This window comes from Rhodococcus sp. 05-340-2, from assembly GCF_002258915.1.
In the GTDB taxonomy this organism is placed as follows: Bacteria; Actinomycetota; Actinomycetes; order Mycobacteriales; family Mycobacteriaceae; genus Rhodococcoides.
Genome location: NZ_NOYU01000025.1, coordinates 143,030 through 158,977, shown reverse-complemented (window position 1 = coordinate 158,977; position 15,948 = coordinate 143,030). Strand labels below are relative to the sequence as shown.

The 15,948-nt window shown below is 62.9% G+C and carries 18 protein-coding genes; 13 read left to right on the top strand and 5 right to left on the bottom strand.

The window, feature by feature from the left end; genetic code table 11:
* Positions 1–58 precede the first annotated feature (58 nt).
* The 6 genes from edd (at position 59) to CH271_RS13515 (ending at position 5,244) form a co-directional block, all read left to right on the top strand.
* Positions 59–1,882: a phosphogluconate dehydratase gene (gene edd, locus CH271_RS13540; protein ID WP_094633906.1), complete on the top strand. Its 1,824-nt coding sequence runs from the start codon at positions 59–61 to the stop codon at positions 1,880–1,882.
* 30 nt (positions 1,883–1,912) lie between these two features.
* Positions 1,913–2,530 (top strand): bifunctional 4-hydroxy-2-oxoglutarate aldolase/2-dehydro-3-deoxy-phosphogluconate aldolase, encoded by a 618-nt coding sequence (gene eda / locus CH271_RS13535; RefSeq protein ID WP_094633905.1) that lies wholly within the window; start codon positions 1,913–1,915, stop codon positions 2,528–2,530.
* A 31-nt stretch (positions 2,531–2,561) separates the two neighbouring features.
* Complete coding sequence (locus CH271_RS13530; protein WP_256986406.1) at positions 2,562–2,939, top strand: CD225/dispanin family protein; 378 nt, start codon at positions 2,562–2,564, stop codon at positions 2,937–2,939.
* Between the two features lie 48 nt (positions 2,940–2,987).
* Positions 2,988–3,323 (top strand): hypothetical protein, encoded by a 336-nt coding sequence (locus CH271_RS13525; protein WP_094633904.1) that lies wholly within the window; start codon positions 2,988–2,990, stop codon positions 3,321–3,323.
* 12 nt (positions 3,324–3,335) lie between these two features.
* On the top strand, positions 3,336–4,415 hold the full coding sequence (gene ychF, locus CH271_RS13520) for a redox-regulated ATPase YchF (RefSeq protein WP_037191439.1): 1,080 nt from the start codon (positions 3,336–3,338) through the stop codon (positions 4,413–4,415).
* Between the two features lie 211 nt (positions 4,416–4,626).
* Positions 4,627–5,244: a class I SAM-dependent methyltransferase gene (locus tag CH271_RS13515; RefSeq protein WP_037191440.1), complete on the top strand. Its 618-nt coding sequence runs from the start codon at positions 4,627–4,629 to the stop codon at positions 5,242–5,244.
* 25 nt (positions 5,245–5,269) lie between these two features.
* Here the strand turns inward: CH271_RS13515 and CH271_RS13510 are convergent, their stop codons facing one another.
* From CH271_RS13510 to CH271_RS13495, 4 genes are all read right to left on the bottom strand, one after another.
* Positions 5,270–6,277 (bottom strand): polysaccharide pyruvyl transferase family protein, encoded by a 1,008-nt coding sequence (locus CH271_RS13510; RefSeq protein WP_094633903.1) that lies wholly within the window; start codon positions 6,275–6,277, stop codon positions 5,270–5,272.
* Complete coding sequence (locus CH271_RS13505; protein ID WP_094633902.1) at positions 6,274–7,176, bottom strand: glycosyltransferase family 2 protein; 903 nt, start codon at positions 7,174–7,176, stop codon at positions 6,274–6,276. The genes CH271_RS13510 and CH271_RS13505 overlap by 4 nt, the downstream gene beginning before the upstream one ends.
* 66 nt (positions 7,177–7,242) lie before the next feature.
* Complete coding sequence (locus tag CH271_RS13500; protein WP_094633901.1) at positions 7,243–8,415, bottom strand: winged helix DNA-binding domain-containing protein; 1,173 nt, start codon at positions 8,413–8,415, stop codon at positions 7,243–7,245.
* 4 nt (positions 8,416–8,419) lie between these two features.
* Entirely contained in the window at positions 8,420–9,187 is a 768-nt protein-coding gene (locus CH271_RS13495) for a metallophosphoesterase family protein (RefSeq protein WP_094633983.1), read from the bottom strand.
* A gap of 178 nt (positions 9,188–9,365) precedes the next feature.
* Between CH271_RS13495 and CH271_RS13490 the strand changes: the two genes are divergently transcribed.
* From CH271_RS13490 to CH271_RS13465, 6 genes are all read left to right on the top strand, one after another.
* Positions 9,366–10,160 carry a TolB family protein gene (locus CH271_RS13490; RefSeq protein ID WP_256986405.1) on the top strand — a complete coding sequence of 265 codons (795 nt, stop codon included), beginning with the start codon at positions 9,366–9,368 and terminating at the stop codon, positions 10,158–10,160.
* A 71-nt stretch (positions 10,161–10,231) separates the two neighbouring features.
* Positions 10,232–10,630 carry a hypothetical protein gene (locus CH271_RS13485; RefSeq protein ID WP_143546057.1) on the top strand — a complete coding sequence of 133 codons (399 nt, stop codon included), beginning with the start codon at positions 10,232–10,234 and terminating at the stop codon, positions 10,628–10,630.
* The gene (locus CH271_RS13480; RefSeq protein ID WP_094633898.1) at positions 10,627–10,929 is read left to right on the top strand and encodes a hypothetical protein; all 303 of its coding nucleotides are present in this window, start codon (positions 10,627–10,629) and stop codon (positions 10,927–10,929) included. The genes CH271_RS13485 and CH271_RS13480 overlap by 4 nt, the downstream gene beginning before the upstream one ends.
* A 169-nt stretch (positions 10,930–11,098) precedes the next feature.
* Positions 11,099–11,575, top strand: a complete 477-nt coding sequence (locus CH271_RS13475; protein WP_094633897.1) for a DUF5956 family protein — start codon at positions 11,099–11,101, stop codon at positions 11,573–11,575.
* A gap of 84 nt (positions 11,576–11,659) precedes the next feature.
* Positions 11,660–12,064 carry a hypothetical protein gene (locus tag CH271_RS28435; protein ID WP_143546056.1) on the top strand — a complete coding sequence of 135 codons (405 nt, stop codon included), beginning with the start codon at positions 11,660–11,662 and terminating at the stop codon, positions 12,062–12,064.
* A gap of 338 nt (positions 12,065–12,402) precedes the next feature.
* Positions 12,403–12,726: a hypothetical protein gene (locus CH271_RS13465; protein WP_094633982.1), complete on the top strand. Its 324-nt coding sequence runs from the start codon at positions 12,403–12,405 to the stop codon at positions 12,724–12,726.
* Positions 12,727–12,739: 13 nt separating this feature from the next.
* On the opposite strand, the gene CH271_RS13460 is transcribed toward CH271_RS13465, so the two are convergent.
* The gene (locus CH271_RS13460; RefSeq protein ID WP_094633895.1) at positions 12,740–14,113 is read right to left on the bottom strand and encodes an FAD-binding oxidoreductase; all 1,374 of its coding nucleotides are present in this window, start codon (positions 14,111–14,113) and stop codon (positions 12,740–12,742) included.
* 70 nt (positions 14,114–14,183) lie between these two features.
* Here CH271_RS13460 and CH271_RS13455 point away from each other — a divergent pair, with 70 nt between their 5' ends.
* Positions 14,184–15,932 carry a helix-turn-helix domain-containing protein gene (locus tag CH271_RS13455; RefSeq protein ID WP_094633894.1) on the top strand — a complete coding sequence of 583 codons (1,749 nt, stop codon included), beginning with the start codon at positions 14,184–14,186 and terminating at the stop codon, positions 15,930–15,932.
* Positions 15,933–15,948 lie beyond the last annotated feature (16 nt).

The following is a 15,948-nucleotide window of genomic DNA, read 5'->3' as shown; positions in this document are numbered from 1 at the left end:
CTGATGGACCTAACCGGCTTTAGGCTGGGTCGTGAGAGACCGAACATCGGAGATACTCATGGACACACTTCATCCGGTCCTGCGTCAGGTCACCGACCGCATCGCAGACCGCAGCCAGTCCGACCGCACCACATATCTCGCTCGAATCGCTGCTGCCGGGGATCAGGGCCCGGCCCGTGGCCGACTCGCCTGCGCCAACATCGCCCACGGCTTCGCGGCCTCCGGCAAGGCCGACAAGCAAGCGCTCCGCGGCATGGTCAAACCCAACATCGCGATCGTCTCCGCCTACAACGACATGCTCTCGGCGCACAAGCCGTTCGAGACGTACCCGGCCGTGCTGAAGAAATCGGTCATCGATGCGGGCGGCATCGCGCAGTTCGCCGGTGGCGTCCCCGCCATGTGCGACGGCATCACCCAGGGCCGCGACGGCATGCAGCTGTCTCTGTTCAGTCGGGACATCATCGCGATGTCGACGGCAATTGCGTTGTCCCACGACATGTTCGACGCCACCTTGATGCTCGGGGTGTGCGACAAGATCGTCCCCGGAATGCTCATCGGCGCACTGAGTTTCGGTCATCTGCCCGCGGTGTTCGTGCCCGCCGGGCCGATGACGTCCGGACTTCCCAACGGGGAGAAGGCAAAAGCGCGCCAGCTCTACGCCGAGGGCAAGGTTGGCCGAGAAGTACTACTGGACGCCGAGGCCGCGTCGTATCACGGCAGTGGCACGTGCACGTTCTTCGGAACGGCCAATTCCAACCAGCTGCTCATGGAGGTCATGGGCCTGCACCTGCCGGGATCATCGTTCGTCAACCCAGGAACCGCGATGCGCGACGCGTTGACCCGCGAGGCCGCCCACGTCGTCACCGGTCTGACGTCCCTCGGGGACAACTACACCCCGGTGGGGGAGGTCGTCGACGTCAAGTCGATCGTCAACGGCTGCGTTGCACTGCTGGCCACCGGCGGCTCGACCAATCACACGATGCACCTCGTCGCCATCGCCAAAGCCGCGGGTATCACGTTGACCTGGCAGGACCTGTCCGATCTGTCGGCCGTTGTGCCGCTGATGGCAAGGATCTACCCGAACGGCAAGGCCGACGTGAATCACTTCCACGCGGCCGGTGGACTCGGGTTCGTCATCGGGTCTCTGCTCGACGCCGGGTTGATGCACGAGGATGTGAAAACCGTTGCCGGGCAGGGTCTGCGGCGCTACACGCAAGAGCCGAAGCTCGACGGCGACGGGGTGATGTGGCAGGACGGTACCCGGATGAGCCACGACGACACCGTGTTACGTGGCGCGAACGAGCCGTTCAGTGCCGACGGCGGACTGAAGATGCTGACCGGTCCGATCGGAAAGTGCGTCATCAAGACGTCTGCACTGGCACCCGAACACCGCGTGGTCACCGGACCGGCGCGAGTCTTCGACGATCAAGCCGACTTCCTCGAGGCGTTCGACGCAGGGCTTCTCGACGGCGACTTCGTTGCCGTGCTGCGTTATCAGGGCCCGAAAGCCAACGGAATGCCCGAGTTGCACAAGCTGACCCCGGCTCTCGGAATCCTGCAGGACAAGGGGCGGTCCGTCGCTCTGATCACCGACGGCCGGATGTCCGGTGCCTCCGGCAAAGTCGCGGCGGCAATTCACCTCACGCCCGAGGCCGCGAGCGGTGGGCCGATTGCGAAAATTCTCGACGGTGACATGATCACCCTCGATTCCCTCGGTGGCACATTGTCGATCGACGTACCGCTCGACGAGTTCGAGGCCCGACCGGTCACCGGTCGAGTGTTGGACGCCGACGAGTGGTCGAGCACCGGTCGTGATCTGTTCTCGGGCATGCGTGCGCTCGTCGGCCCTGCCGACGAGGGCGCAATGTTCGTCATGCGCTGAGTCCCTGTAACTCCAGAAGAAGGTAAGAACGTGACTGCATCTCTGCTCGACCGCGTGCCCGTCATCCCCGTCGTCGTCATCGAGAACCTCGATCATGCCGTTCCGATCGCCCGCGCCCTGGTGGCGGGCGGAGTGCCCGTCATCGAGCTGACGTTGCGGACTCCGGTGTCGCTCGACGCCATCGAGCGCATCGCGGCCGAGGTCCCCGAGATCCTCGTCGGTGCCGGCACCATCATCACTCCCGGCCAGGCCAAGCAGGCCGCCGACGCGGGCGCTCAGTTCCTGGTGTCGCCGGGCTGCACGCCTTCCCTGACGAAGGCCATGCGAGATACCGGATTACCGCATCTGCCCGGTGCCGCAACGGTATCCGAGGTGCTCACCCTCCTCGAAGCCGGCTATACCGAGCTCAAGTTCTTCCCCGCCGAAGCATCCGGTGGTGCGAATTTCTTGAAGTCGATCCACTCGCCGATCCCGGCCGCACGCTTCTGCCCGACGGGTGGCATCTCGACCTCCAATGCATCGAGCTACCTGGCGCTGCCGAACGTCGGCTGCGTGGGCGGATCGTGGCTCACTCCGGCCGCGGCTGTCGCAGAACAAGATTGGGATGCCATCGTCGCTCTCGCGGCAGCCACGGCCGAACTGGTCTGAGATTCCCGTCTCCGCCGATGGAACCCAACGGGTGGGTGCAGCGTCCAACCAGCTGTCCGTCATCGAACAATCGGGGGAAATGATCATGTCGAATCCGTACGAGCAGTCGGAGTTCCAGCAGACCCAGCAGCCCTATCCGGCAGCGCAGCCCTATGTGCCGGCACCGACTCTGCCGTCGTCCAATGCGGGATGGGCCGTGGTCGCCATCATCTTCTTCTGGCCGTTGGCCATCCCGGCGTTCAATCACGCACTGAAGGTGTACCCGCTGTGGATGATGGGTGACGCTCAGGGCGCGCTCTACTCGTCGAATCGTGCCGGGTTCTTCGGAAAGCTGTCGCTGGGGATTTTCGTCGTCCTCATTGTGCTGTACTTCGCCTTCATTGCACTGGTCGTCGCGAACTCGTACTAGGTCCCGACCCTTGACCTCGACATAACTGGAGGTCCTAGCGTCGCGGGCATGGACACACTAGGTCTCGGCAGACTCGGCATTTCCATCGACTTATCGCCGTCGTATCTCGACAACGTACGCACGTTGGAGCCGCTGAGCTTTCTCGCCGCAGTCCCTGGTTATCGGCCGAACTTCTTGCGTATGGGATTCACAGAGGCCGAGGTCGACCAGCTCAGCGACCGATTGGTCGACGGCCTGGTGGTGTGGGGGAGTGTCGGCGACATCGCCGATCGGGTGGCCGCCCACCACGAGGCCGGGGCGGATCACGTCGTTCTTGCGCCGCTCGGCGCGTCGAGCGTCGCTGCTGGCCGGGCACTGTCCGAGCTGGTGGTGTCGTCAAAGTAGACTCCATAGACCGTGAGCCTCACCCTCGGAATCGTCGGACTGCCCAACGTCGGCAAGTCCACCCTCTTCAATGCACTGACCAACAACGATGTGCTGGCCGCGAACTATCCGTTCGCCACCATCGAGCCCAACGTCGGTGTGGTCGCGCTGCCGGATCCCCGGCTCGGGAAGCTGGCCGAGGTGTTCGGTTCGGAGAAGCTCGTGCCTGCGCTGGTGTCGTTCGTCGATATCGCCGGCATCGTCAAGGGTGCGTCCGAGGGCGCAGGTCTGGGCAACAAGTTCCTCGCCAACATTCGTGAAGCCGACGCCATCTGCCAGGTCGTTCGTGTCTTCGCCGACGACGATGTGGTGCACGTCGACGGTCGCGTCGACCCGACCGCCGATATCGAGGTCATCGAAACCGAACTCGCGATCGCCGATCTGCAGACCCTCGAGAAGGCCATCCCGCGCCTCGAGAAAGAGGTGCGGATCAAGAAGGATCGCAAGCCTGCACTCGACGCGGCGCTGGCAGCGCAGGCTGTGCTGAACGACGGCAAGACGCTGTTCTCGGCCAAGGCGAAGCTGGACTTCGAGCTGCTAGGTGAATTCCAGCTGCTCACCACCAAGCCGTTCCTCTACGTCTTCAACGCCGACGAGTCGGTGCTCACCGACGATGCGAAGATCGGCGAACTCGCGCGCCTCGTCGCTCCCGCCGACGCGGTGTTCCTCGACGCGAAGATCGAGTCCGAGCTGCTCGAACTCGACAAGGAATCGGCAGCGGAACTGCTCGAATCCGTCGGACAGACCGAGCCCGGTCTCGACGCGTTGGCTCGCGCCGGCTTCCACACCCTGGGCCTGCAGACCTACCTCACCGCAGGCCCGAAAGAGGCTCGCGCGTGGACCATTCATCGGGGTGACACCGCGCCCCAGGCAGCGGGCGTCATTCACACCGACTTCGAGCGCGGCTTCATCAAGGCCGAAATCGTGTCCTTCGACGACCTGGTTGCCGCAGGTTCCATGGCCTCGGCCAAGGCCGCGGGCAAGGTGCGCATCGAGGGCAAGGACTACGTCATGTCCGACGGCGATGTGGTGGAGTTCCGCTTCAACGTGTAGCTCGAACAGCCGTTCTGGCTGTCACGCACAACGCAAATCGGGTGTCGTCCACCACATCTACGACGCCCGAGTTGTGGTGCGAGTGATCGCAATTGCTCATCGGCGGGACGTCTGTCGGTGATCATCGCGGCATGTTCTGCGAGTGGGCGTCGTCGTCTGCGCCGCCCAACGATGTTGACTACGCTCCGAATCAGAGGATAGGAGAACGTAGATGGGTCTGCAGGAACTCGAAGCATTGGTGCACCGAACAGCCACTGCTGGGGAACCTTTCGAGCGTGGAGCCGATGAGGCGGAGCAGGCATACTTGTCTTCGCTTGCGGCCCGGCCGAGTACCAAGCTGATCTGTGAGGTCGGGTTCAATGCCGGCTTCTCGAGTTGGGCGTTCCTCGACGCATCGCCTGATACGACCGTCGTGTCCTTCGACCTGGCCGCCTATGCCTACAGTGACGCCGCGAAAGCCCATATCGACGAACACTTTCCGGGCCGACACACCCTGATTCAGGGTGACTCGCACGCCACCATCGCGGCCTATGCGCAGGAACACCCGGACATGCGGTTCGACGTCATCTTCATCGACGGAGACCACTCGGTGGAGGGTGCTCGCGCAGACCTCGACGATCTACGTGCGCTCGCTACCGCAGAATCGGTCGTGATCATGGACGACATCACCCCGTGGCTCTGGTTCGGCGAAGGCCCCACTCAGGCGTGGCAGGAAGCGATCGACACGGGTCGGATTCTGCACACGCAGTACTTCCGCGACGGAGAACCTGTCGACGCGGTGACACCCCCGGCCGCTCGCGCCTGGGCCGAGGGCCGCTACCCCTTCTGAAGCGCCGCGTCGTGTCAACCAGCGTTCATCTACGACTGTCGGCCACGGCCTGCCGAACCAACTCGGCGGCCTCGTCGGTGGTCGATGCGAAGCGGACGTTGTCGAAGCGGTGCAGGTAGGCGTCGTAGATGCCGGATACCTTCTTGTTCGCGTTGTCCATCGCCACGACCCGCTTGCCCATCATTGCGGCCAGCACGGCAGCGTGCAGTCGATCGGTGAGGACGACGGGCGCAAGGTTCAGAATACGTTGGGCCACACGAAGGTTGAGCTTCGCTGTCTGCTCGTACGAGCGTAGAAGAGCGGGGTAGAGCAGCCGATTCGCCCTGGGGAAATGTTGCGCGATCAGAGTCGGCAGCATCACCGCCGTCGAGATCGCCAGATCCGTTCCGCGCAGGCCCCAATCGTATTGCACGGACGACGCGTCGATCTTCACCGATTCGTGGCCGAGGCTTTCCGAATCGGCGCGCAGGAGCTTCACGACGTCCACTGCCAAGCCTTCGGCGCTTCGAGCGACGTCGGCACCGAAAGCCATGTCCGGGCAGTACTCGACGCGGTTGCTCGGGAAATGTGCGAGTGCCAGTTCGTACGAACGCCTTTCACGCAGCATGAGGGTCAGATCCGGGTGCTCCGCGTACAGCGCCGCGGTCCTCGTAAGGGCGTCGGTGTCGGCAAAGTCGATGCTCTGGGGAAGGCAGACGATCTTGTTCCGAGGAAACCGCGCAACGATCGACTCACGAAATTTCTGGTCGATCGGCCAGCGGTCACCGAAATTCCCCCCGCCTTGCAGAAACAGGGTCCCGTCACCGATTCGTTCTTCGAGAAGAGCATCGTTGTGGGTGAATGGATCCGACACGTAGTCGACGTGTACGTTCAACCGCTTCAAGTACTCGACTTCACCGGCGTAGATGAGGGAGTCACCGGCATTGTAATGATTCGGAAAGTCCAAGTGAGCCACACGATCTCCCGGTGACGCGTGAGGCCTCAGGACGGCGAGAGTCTCCTCGCGGATCGCATCGATGGTCTCGCGTGTCATCGGAGGCTCGGGCGCTGTCGTCGTCCGAGCGTCGTCACTCGAATCCGCAGTGCGCCGTAGTGGATCCCGATGTAGTGAGCCCACAAACCGACGGGCATCGGTCTCAGTATCTTCGGCAACCACGGATTACGAACTGTCGCAAGATAGAGGATCGACACCGCATGTACGGGGATGCGGACGAACGACGACGGGTGCGGGCAGCCCGATGCACGGTGCTTCGTCGACAGTAGATACGACGTGTGTCCGTAGGCGCGGCCTTGCACGAACGATCGGCGGACAGTCGTTCTGATGCGGTAAGCGACCAACGCATCGGCGGCATGTCCGAGCGTCAATCCCGCTTGCTGAATCCTCCACGAATAGTCGACGTCCTCGGCACCGCCGATGAGGTCTTCGTCGAAGTCTCCGACCTTCTCGAAAACCTCCCGCCACATCGCGAAGTTGCTGCCCGGTGCGTACGGCAGGTAGGCAGTGGGGAACAGAGCGCCGGGCGGCGGGACATTTCGCCATGCCGCCACGTCCCCCGAATTGAGGGATTCGATCTCGAGTGCGCCGCCCACCGCGTCGACACTGTCGAGTGCGCGCACCATTGCAGTCAGCCAGGTCGGATGAGCGACGTCGTCGTGGTCGACGACGGCAACGATGTCACCGCGTGCGGCTTTCACTCCGACGTTTCTGGCGTACGAGACTCCTCGCTTGGCGGAGGCGTCGACCCTACGAATCGACAGAGGCAGAGAGAGTTCTTCGAGGTGTGCGCGCAAGCCGTCGGTCGAGCCGTTGTCGCTGACAATGAGCTCGACATCGCCTGTGTAGTCCTGTCCGGCGATGGCTTCGAGCTGCTCATCCAGATCGGGCAAACCGTTGTACACGGGGAGGACGATGGAAACCAGACTGATCGGCACGGTCTGACCCTACCGCGAATTCGGGCGCCGTTCGGTCGCGTGCCCCGCTGCCCAGGCAGATATCGGCTACGTCTTCCCACGCAGTTCTTTCTCGAGCGGTGTCGGGAAGGATGGGACCACCGGGGTGCCGTCGAGCAGAACAGTGAGTCGTTCTGCCTCGGCTGCAACCGCTTTCGACACCGTCGATCCGACGCCCTCCAGGAACTCGGTCACCACCTCTCCGGAACCGGTCACCGCCCAACCGCCGACGATGCGACCCCCGGACCAGATGGTCGGGCCGATGTTGCCGAAGGTATCGAACAGTGGTGCCTTGTGTTCGCCTAGATACCAGGCGCGGTGCTTCCATCCCATCGGCGTGGGATCGAGCGCAGGTAGCAGCATGACGCTCGTACCGGAAGGCTTCTCGAAAACAGTGCTGGACAACATGAGTCCATCGCCTTCGGTCAGTTCGATGGCCACGGTGTCCAGGCCCGAGACCGCCCCACGAGTCTGCGTCTTGTTCCAGCCCGTCCACCACTGCAGATCGTCGAGGGTCGCAGGTCCGAATACCTCGAGCCACCGTCGAGCAAGGTCCGTTCTGGCCTCGGTCTCGTCGAGTTCGGGAATCCCGTCCGGCCACCAGTGATCGATCGGTGCCCACGCGTGCCGTCGGGATGTCCACGCGCCCCGCGGTTCCACGCGCACCAATTTTCCCTCGGCGGCCATCATCACCAGCACCTCGGAGGTGACGTACCGCTTGACGTCGTACACCTTGTCGGTGGTCGGTAGCAGCGCTGTCTTGAGGCCTGCAACTGCAGAGGACAGTTCTGCACCGGTGGCAGTTCCCATCGATCGCAACGCCGAGTCGGTCTCGGCTTCGGTTGCGGAGAGCCAAGATTCGACGTCGTCGATCACCGGCTCGGTGGGCAAAGTGGAGACCTGTTTGATCAGGCGCGCCCGCATGGTGCGCGCAACCCCGAGGCTCGCCGCAGCGTGAATCATCGGAACGTCGTCGTGAGCGACGACGAACATCGTGCGCCGCATCGCCATCAACCGCACCAGGCTCCTGCGCTCGTACATCGCATCACGAACATCCGAGAGTCCCAGTGTTCGCGCGCGGGCGAGCACCGACAGATACACCGTCGCCGGATCGGTGGCATGCAACGCGAGGAGTGACGACACCACCGCTTCGGTGGTCGATGCACGGGCGAAGTGCTGCGCGACGAGCCGGTGTCGGCGCTGAGCGTCGGTGATCTTCACGCGATCAGTGTGACGGCATTTGTGGCGCAGGGCCGACAAATCCGGTGAGAAGAGCGTCGGCGATGTCGCTCATCCCGTGCGCGCGGGCATCGGCGGCTGCACCGACGTGGTCGTACTCGACCAGTTCGAACGAGGCTGTCCAGCTGCCACGGTCGTGGTCGTCGAGTACCGCGTAGCGCGCATGCGGAGAGCCGGATTCCATGACGTGCGGGTGGGGCTGATCGTCGTCGTACGCGGGCACGCCGACGCTCCCCGGATTGACCACGAGTGTGCCGCTGGGGAGAGTCCATTGTCGCTGCAGGTGGGTATGGCCGCAGGCTATGATAGCTCTGTCGGTGAAACCTGCTGCTCTGTCGAGAATTTCGGCTTCGGTTGCCTCGCGAGAGCCGTCGGGGTCCACCGAGTGCAGAAAGTACTGCTGATCATCGGTGGGCGTTCCGTGCACTGCGAGGATTCCGCGATCCAGCTCCAATGAGAACGGCAGCGAGGCCAGCCACTGTCGATGCCCGTCGTCGAGTCGATCATGGGCGTGCCGATCCCAACTGCCCATGGAATCGGGAGCCTGCTCGAGTAGATAGCGGTCGTGATTGCCTGCGATCGTTGGCATGTCCAAAGCCATGAGTCGATCCGCAGTTCGACGCGGATGCAGGCCGCCGGAGAGCAGATCGCCGAGATTGATCACCGAGTCGACGCCATGGCGTTCGATGTCTTCGAGCACGGCGTCGAGCGCCGCGATGTTGCCGTGAATGTCGGCTATGAGAGCTACTCGCACGACCACAGAATCGCAGCGTGGACAGTCGACTGCAACACGGCCGCCCGACGGTCACGCTCACCTAGCATGATGACGCATGCGACGTACTCGGCTGGTCTACCTGTTCATAGCTGCAGTCGTGTCGGTGACCGGGTGCACGAGCGCACCCCCTCTCGAGGCCGAGCGTCCCCAGGCGCGAGTGTCATTCGACGATGGCTATGGCCAAATTTTCGTGATGAACGAAGACGGCACCGGCTTACGCCAGGTCACCCCAACTGTGACCGGCGAAATGTCTGATACGCGGTATGCGAACTATGCGTCGATTTCGCCCGATGGATCGTCGATCGCCTATACCCGCAATGGTCGGTTCATCGAATCTGTGGATCTGGAGTCCGGAGATTCGCGGACTCTGTACGAGGGGGGATATCAGCCGACCTTCTCACCGGACGGATCGACCATCGCATTCACGAGCCCTTACGGGATCAGCGCGATGAAAGTGGACGGTAGCGAAGTCCGGTTGTTGGCTCGCGAGGAGAGTGCGTTCGGCGCAACCTTCACACCCGATGGGACCCAAGTTGTCTTCAATATCGGTGGATACATTGTCGCCGTGCCTGCCGCGGGCGGTGAGTCGAGGGTCGTTCTGCGGGATCATTTCTGGAACGCCGACCCGGTGTTCACCCCGGACGGCTCAACTGTGGTCTTCTCCAGCAATCGGGGAGGGAACAACGGATCGGAGCTCTATTCCATGTCTGCGACCGGGGGACCGATCACGGCTCTGACCGACACATATGCGGTGCACCCTCAGGTCAATGCGGGCGGTTCCCGAATTATTTACAACAGGGCGACGACGCGGACCGGCGAATTGGTCACCGACATTGTCAATTACGAGCGGTCCGAACTTGCAACGATGAACCTGGACGGTACCGACCAGGTGCGGCTGATTCCGCAATCGATCACAGCACAGGATGCGAGCTTTGGCGGCGGGAGGCCCTGACGGCATGTTGCTTGCGCGATGCGAATCGGCACTACGGCTGTTGTCGGTCCTCAATTTGGGACACTGTTCTCGTGAACGATGCGGACCTCGACCCAACGGAAATGAAAAGTCTCTTGCCCGACTTCAGCGCCGCCGAGGTGAAGCGGCTCCTGGGGGCGACCCGTCCAAGTTCGGTGACTCGCCAATGGGCGCGGCTGTCACGGCTTCTGACGGCGAATCTGGGGGTCGAGTATTTCGGTGCCTCCGACGAAGCGATCGCCGATGCCGAGGCGGCGACGTGCCCGTGGCCCGAAGAAGTACGTGAACTCTACCGATGTGTCGAACGAGCTGATGACCGCCGGGGCATGCTGCTCTTGCCTCCGAACTTCGAGCTATTGCCCGTGTCCCAGGTCAAGAAGCAACACGCGTTCTGGGATCAGTTCAACAGAAACCCGAATACGGAGCATCGGTCGACCTCGATGCCGAGATGAACAAACCTGCCGGGTCCGCCGCCCGCGCGATGCTGCCGGGGTTCGTTCCGTTCGCCAACGATGACGCCGCCACACTGTTCGTCGACACTCGCTCGGGTCCGCTTCATGGTTGCGTCAATGTGTGGCCGGATGCAGACGTCGCTTGGCGGCCGCCGATTTGGCGGTCGGTAAGCGCGATGCTCGAAGACTTGACCTTTTCGCTGGAGCGCAACACGCCGATCGCGATGCGGATCTCGCTGTGGAGCCAGTTCCAGCCGTACGTCGAGGGGGACCGGCTGATATGGGAAAAGATTGGTTGAGAACGGTTGTGGTTGAACCTGATCCGTGCCTATACAGCGCAAACTACTCGCGTGATAGCCGCTGTGTTGGGATCGGATTTCGACGATTTTCAGTCGGATTCGCGGACTCCGTGCACGTCTGAGACCCGGTTCAGTGGCCAACGTTGGTGGATCGACCAGGATGGAGCGTATGGCGCAGTACTGGAGCGAATATCCGTTGTCCGAAGTAGACGACCGGGTGCCTGACGAGCTACCCGCGGGGCGCTACGTCAGCGTCATCTCGAACGGTCACGGAGCGTTGACCGCGTGGGTTGCTGGACCGGGCCGGTGCTACCGCACACCCTATCCAGCATCCGCGCATCCGCCGGTGAGGGTCACTCGCGGTGACCCGAGCAAAGAACCCGAGGAAGTCTGGTTCGAGCCCTTCACCGAGGCGGACCTTCGGATGGTGAACGACGACGTCAACTCTTACCTCGCAGACGCCGGTGTTCGCCTGCAGCCACGGGGATACAAATGGCATGTGCTAGTGCCTGAGAACATCCGCGATGGTCGTGCGTTGGACAACGCGATGCGGGAGAAGAACCAGTGGATCGAGCCGGCAGAGGTCCTGAAGGCAATAGGACGGTTGTACGAATCGCTGGTGAGCCAAGCGTCGCCGCCATCGTGACAGTCCCGGCTGGGTTTGCATCGGTGTGACGGTAGATTCCGAAAGTTCAGAGCTCGTCGCTGTTCATGTCGTAAGGAGGCGCTAGTGAGTAGAGTCCGCCAGCTTTTTCGTCATCCGATCAGCTGGATTCTCTGTGCACTCGTGTCGGCTGCGTCCGCCGTCTTCGCGCGATACAACTTTGATGACCACAGCCATTGGGAAGTGCTTCTGCAATGGCATGGAGGGCCACCGTTGGTTGCGCTGATCCTTGTTGGTTCGATCAGTGAGTTCCTTTTCTCTTACGGCCGGATGCGTCGAACGAGGGCACTTATCTTGTTGCCAGCGGCGATCTTTCAGCTGCGATATGCGCTGTTCTTCTTGTACGCGCCGGATCCGGCATGGCTGCCGGGTATCGCCAGTGCCGCGCTGATCATGGCGGCTGCTGTGGTTGCGCTCGAGAAACACGGTGACGACATGTCGTCCGAATCTTCGTTGTCGACGGGGCGGTAACACCAGGTCACTGTCTTCAATTGCACGGAATGTATCTACATCGCTGGTGACTACGACGTGATCGACATTGACTGCGGCTAGGCCGGCCAGTGTGATCCAGTAATACTTCGGTGCAGAATGTTTCGGGCGGGTCTCGAGAGCCTGGGTAGCGGTTCGGGTCGAAACCTGAATCTACTTTCGAACACCGACCAGTGCTCCGTTTCCGCCGTACGGTCGAGTTCTGTTCACCGGATGGGTAGCGTAGATCCGAAGTTCAAGGTCAGCTTGGTCGTCATCGGTCCATCGTCTCAGGCCGGGGAGGCTGCGCGTTGGCAGGAGTGGGAAAGGGAGACAGAGACATGTCGCTTGCGGTGTGTGCCATCACGTTCGCTGTGTTGCTTCATGTCGTGGCGGCTCGAATCGCCGCTCGTGAGAACTACGGCGCTAGGTTGCCAGCAGTCAACGGCTCGTATCCGATCAGACCTGCCCAACGCGCTCGACGTGCCCAGACTGCGGGATGGATACTGAGCCTTTTCGGTGCGCTACAGCTCGGCAATCATTTTTGGCTGACCGAGCCGTGGCTGGCCATAAGCGTCGTGGTTGCGGGTCTTGTGCTGGTCAACGGCTTACCGAGTCTGCTGGTGACCGTGCTGCACAACGGCAATCTGCGCACTCGAACATAGGATCTCAGCGCTGTCAGGCTGTGAATACCTTGCCCGGGTTGAGGATTCCGTGCGGGTCGAGCGCCTTTTTCACCGCGCGGTGCATGTCCAACACCACCGGATCGAGTTCTTGCTCTAGGCCGTCCATCTTGAGCAGCCCGACTCCGTGCTCGCCGGTGACGGTGCCACCGAGTTCCAATGCAGCGTCGATGATCTCGGCAAAGGCAGCCTGGGCCCGCTCGCGAGCCGGAAGGTCGTCGTGTGGAGTGATGAGCAACGGGTGCAGGTTTCCGTCGCCTGCGTGGGCGATGTTGGCGATCGTCGTCTCGTAGCGCAGGCCGATCTGCTCGATGCGTGAGAGCATCTCGGGCACGTGCTTCTTCGGCACGCAGACGTCCTCGGTCAATACCGGCCCCAGGCGCTCCATCGCCGGATACGCCAACCGCCGGGCCGCGAACAGCGCGTCGGCCTCCTCCTGATCGGTCGAGACCGCAGACCACGTGGCCCCGGCCTCGTCGAAGCACGAGAGCATCTTCTCGGCTTCCTGGTCTCCGATGAGTCCTGGATCGTCGATCCGCCCGAGCAGCACCACATTCGCCTCCACCGACAGTCCCATGTTCTTCCAGGCATCGACGGCGATGAGGCACTGCTTGTCGATCAGCTCCAACGCGGAGGGAGTCAATCCGGCGGCGGCCACCGCGGCGACGGCACGTCCGGCGTCGACGATCGAATCGAAGTAGCCGGCAACGGTCCGCTGCGGATCCTGGAGCGGGCGCAGCTTGAGTGTCACCTCGGTGATGATGCCGAGAGTGCCCTCCGATCCGACCATCAGACCTGCAAGATCGTATCCGGCAACGCCTTTGGCGGTCTTACGTCCGAGCCTCACCAGCTCTCCGGTTCCGGTGACCACCTGCATGCCCATGACGTAATCGCGGGTGACGCCGTACTTCACGCAGCACAGTCCACCGGCGTTGGTGGCGACGTTGCCACCGATGGTCGACCACGGTGCGCTGGCCGGATCCGGTGGGTACCAGAGACCCTGTTCGGCGACCGCTGCCCGCAAGTGGTCGTTGACCACCCCTGGTTCTACGACGGCGTAGCGCTCGAGCGGGTCGATCTCCTTGATCGCGTCCATGCCGTCGAGAGCGAGGACGACGCATCCCTCGGTGGCGTTCGCGCCGCCGGACAGTCCGGTGCCCGCCCCGCGAGTGACGACGGGTGCGCCGTGAGCGAGGCATGCACGGACGACACTCTGAACTTCCTCGGCGGTGCGGGGGCGCACGACGGCAACAGGCATCGCAGACGGGGCCCATTCCGCCTCGTCGTGCTGGTACGACGTGATGACGTCGGGATCGGCAACGACGCGGTCCGCGGGGAGAGAGTCCGACAACTGTTCGACGAGCGACATGACTCGACTCTAGCTGTGACCTGCATCTCGGCCAATGTAGGTTTTCTCTATGTCGCCTGCGAAGTCATGGATGGAACTGCTGCTCGACGACGCATCCGTCGACGAGTTGGAAGCCCATCGCCGGGACCTTCCCGGTGCCGAGGCGCATGCGGCACTACGGCTGCGCACCCTGCTCGATCAACGCAAACAGCGCAGCACCGAGCTGTCGGCGCTCAACGACATCGCGGTGCGTCTGACGACGGTGCGAGACAACCGGATTCTGTTGCAGGAAGTGGTGGACCAGGCGCGCAGACTGCTCGGCGTGGATCTGGCCTACATGGGTTCGGTCTATGGGGACGAGTTCGTCATCGAGGTGACCAGTGGTGCACTGACACCGAAGCTCGTGGGTATCAGGCTCGCGCAGGACGAGGGTCTCGTCGGCCTCATCGTGCGCGGAGCCTCGCCGTCGTGGACCCCCGACTACCAGAGCGAACCGGCGTTTCGGCATATCACCGGGGCAGACAGCGCGGCGCGGTCGGAGAACATGCGCGGCTTGCTGGGCGTACCGCTGCGGGTGGGCGACCGGGTGATCGGCGCATTGTTCGCGTGCAAGCGGCAGGAGCGTGACTTCGCAGACAGTGAGATCGCTCTGCTGTCGGCACTGGCCGCACACGCGGCCATCGCCATCGAGAACGTGCGGGCGATCGACAAGCTCGAAAAACTCAACGCCGAATTATCTCTTCGCACCGCTGAATTGGAGCAGACCCTGCAGTGGGACCGCACGTTGACTCAGGTCGTCCTCCGCGGAGGCGGCGTGCGGAGTCTGGTTCGGGAGGTGGCGACGGCCACCGGACGCCCCGCGCACTTCCTGGCCGACGGCGCGTCCGTACCGGCTGCGTTGGAAGGCCGGTCCGCCCAGGTCGAAGCCATGGTCGAACGGTGCAGAGCAGGCGCGGACACTGCCGTCGACGGCGACATGACAGCTCGTCGGGTGGTGGCAGCCGGCAACTTTCTGGGGGTGTTGATCTCCGTCGGACGCGACGACAATCAGACTCACCTACTTCTCGATCGAGCTGTGCCGGCCATCGCACTGTCGCTCGCAGGGGAGCGTGCGGCAGCGGAATCCGCACGCCGGGCACAGGACGCATTCTTGCTCGACCTACTCCTCCATCCGACCTCGTCACACGATGACGAACGCAGGCAGTTCCACCGTGCCGGACTGGCACCGGACGTGACGTACTGCGTCGCGGTTGCGCAGGGAGACGCGTCGAGACCTGAGTTGGAGTCCATCGCACTGCCGCCGGGTTCTGTTGTGGCAGAGCAGGGATCGAGGGTTCTGCTGGTGGTTCCTGCTCGAGAGTCGGCTGCTGTACGCCGTATGCTCGTCACCCGTGCGACCGTGGGAATTTCCGAGCCCGCACGAGGTGCCGACGCTCTGGCGACGGCGTTCCGAGAAGCGCAACAGACAGTGGACGTGCTGACGACTCTCGGCAGGGATGGCGACGTGTCCTCGGCGCGCGGCCTGGGGATCTATCGAATCCTGCTGAGCCACATGGCCCGTGAGCACTTGGACGAACTCACCGAGGACAAGCTCGGGCCGCTGCTCGCCGAGCAGAACAAGCGCGGGGTTCCGCTGATGGAGACGTTGTCGACGTATCTGGCTCACGGCCGCCATCATTCGGCTACCGCGTCGAGCTTGGGGGTGCACGTCAACACGCTCTACCAACGGCTCGAAGCCATCGACCGGTTGATCGGTACGCAGTGGCGTGACCCGGACGATGCTCTCGATCTCCAGGTGCTCATGCGCCTGCGACGATCGGCCGACCTGCTGGGTCTGTGATCCGAGCGAATCCGTG

What these genes read in the sequence shown, in the direction of transcription:
- edd (WP_094633906.1), top strand. Translation starts at nt 59, where the DNA reads ATGGACACACTTCATCCGGTCCTGCGTCAGGTCACCGACCGCATCGCA.
- CH271_RS13525 (WP_094633904.1), top strand. Translation starts at nt 2,988, where the DNA reads ATGGACACACTAGGTCTCGGCAGACTCGGCATTTCCATCGACTTATCG.
- CH271_RS13515 (WP_037191440.1), top strand. Translation starts at nt 4,627, where the DNA reads ATGGGTCTGCAGGAACTCGAAGCATTGGTGCACCGAACAGCCACTGCT.
- CH271_RS13510 (WP_094633903.1), bottom strand. Translation starts at nt 6,277, where the DNA reads ATGACACGCGAGACCATCGATGCGATCCGCGAGGAGACTCTCGCCGTC.
- CH271_RS13480 (WP_094633898.1), top strand. Translation starts at nt 10,627, where the DNA reads ATGAACAAACCTGCCGGGTCCGCCGCCCGCGCGATGCTGCCGGGGTTC.
- CH271_RS13475 (WP_094633897.1), top strand. Translation starts at nt 11,099, where the DNA reads ATGGCGCAGTACTGGAGCGAATATCCGTTGTCCGAAGTAGACGACCGG.
- CH271_RS13465 (WP_094633982.1), top strand. Translation starts at nt 12,403, where the DNA reads ATGTCGCTTGCGGTGTGTGCCATCACGTTCGCTGTGTTGCTTCATGTC.
- CH271_RS13460 (WP_094633895.1), bottom strand. Translation starts at nt 14,113, where the DNA reads ATGTCGCTCGTCGAACAGTTGTCGGACTCTCTCCCCGCGGACCGCGTC.
- CH271_RS13455 (WP_094633894.1), top strand. Translation starts at nt 14,184, where the DNA reads ATGGAACTGCTGCTCGACGACGCATCCGTCGACGAGTTGGAAGCCCAT.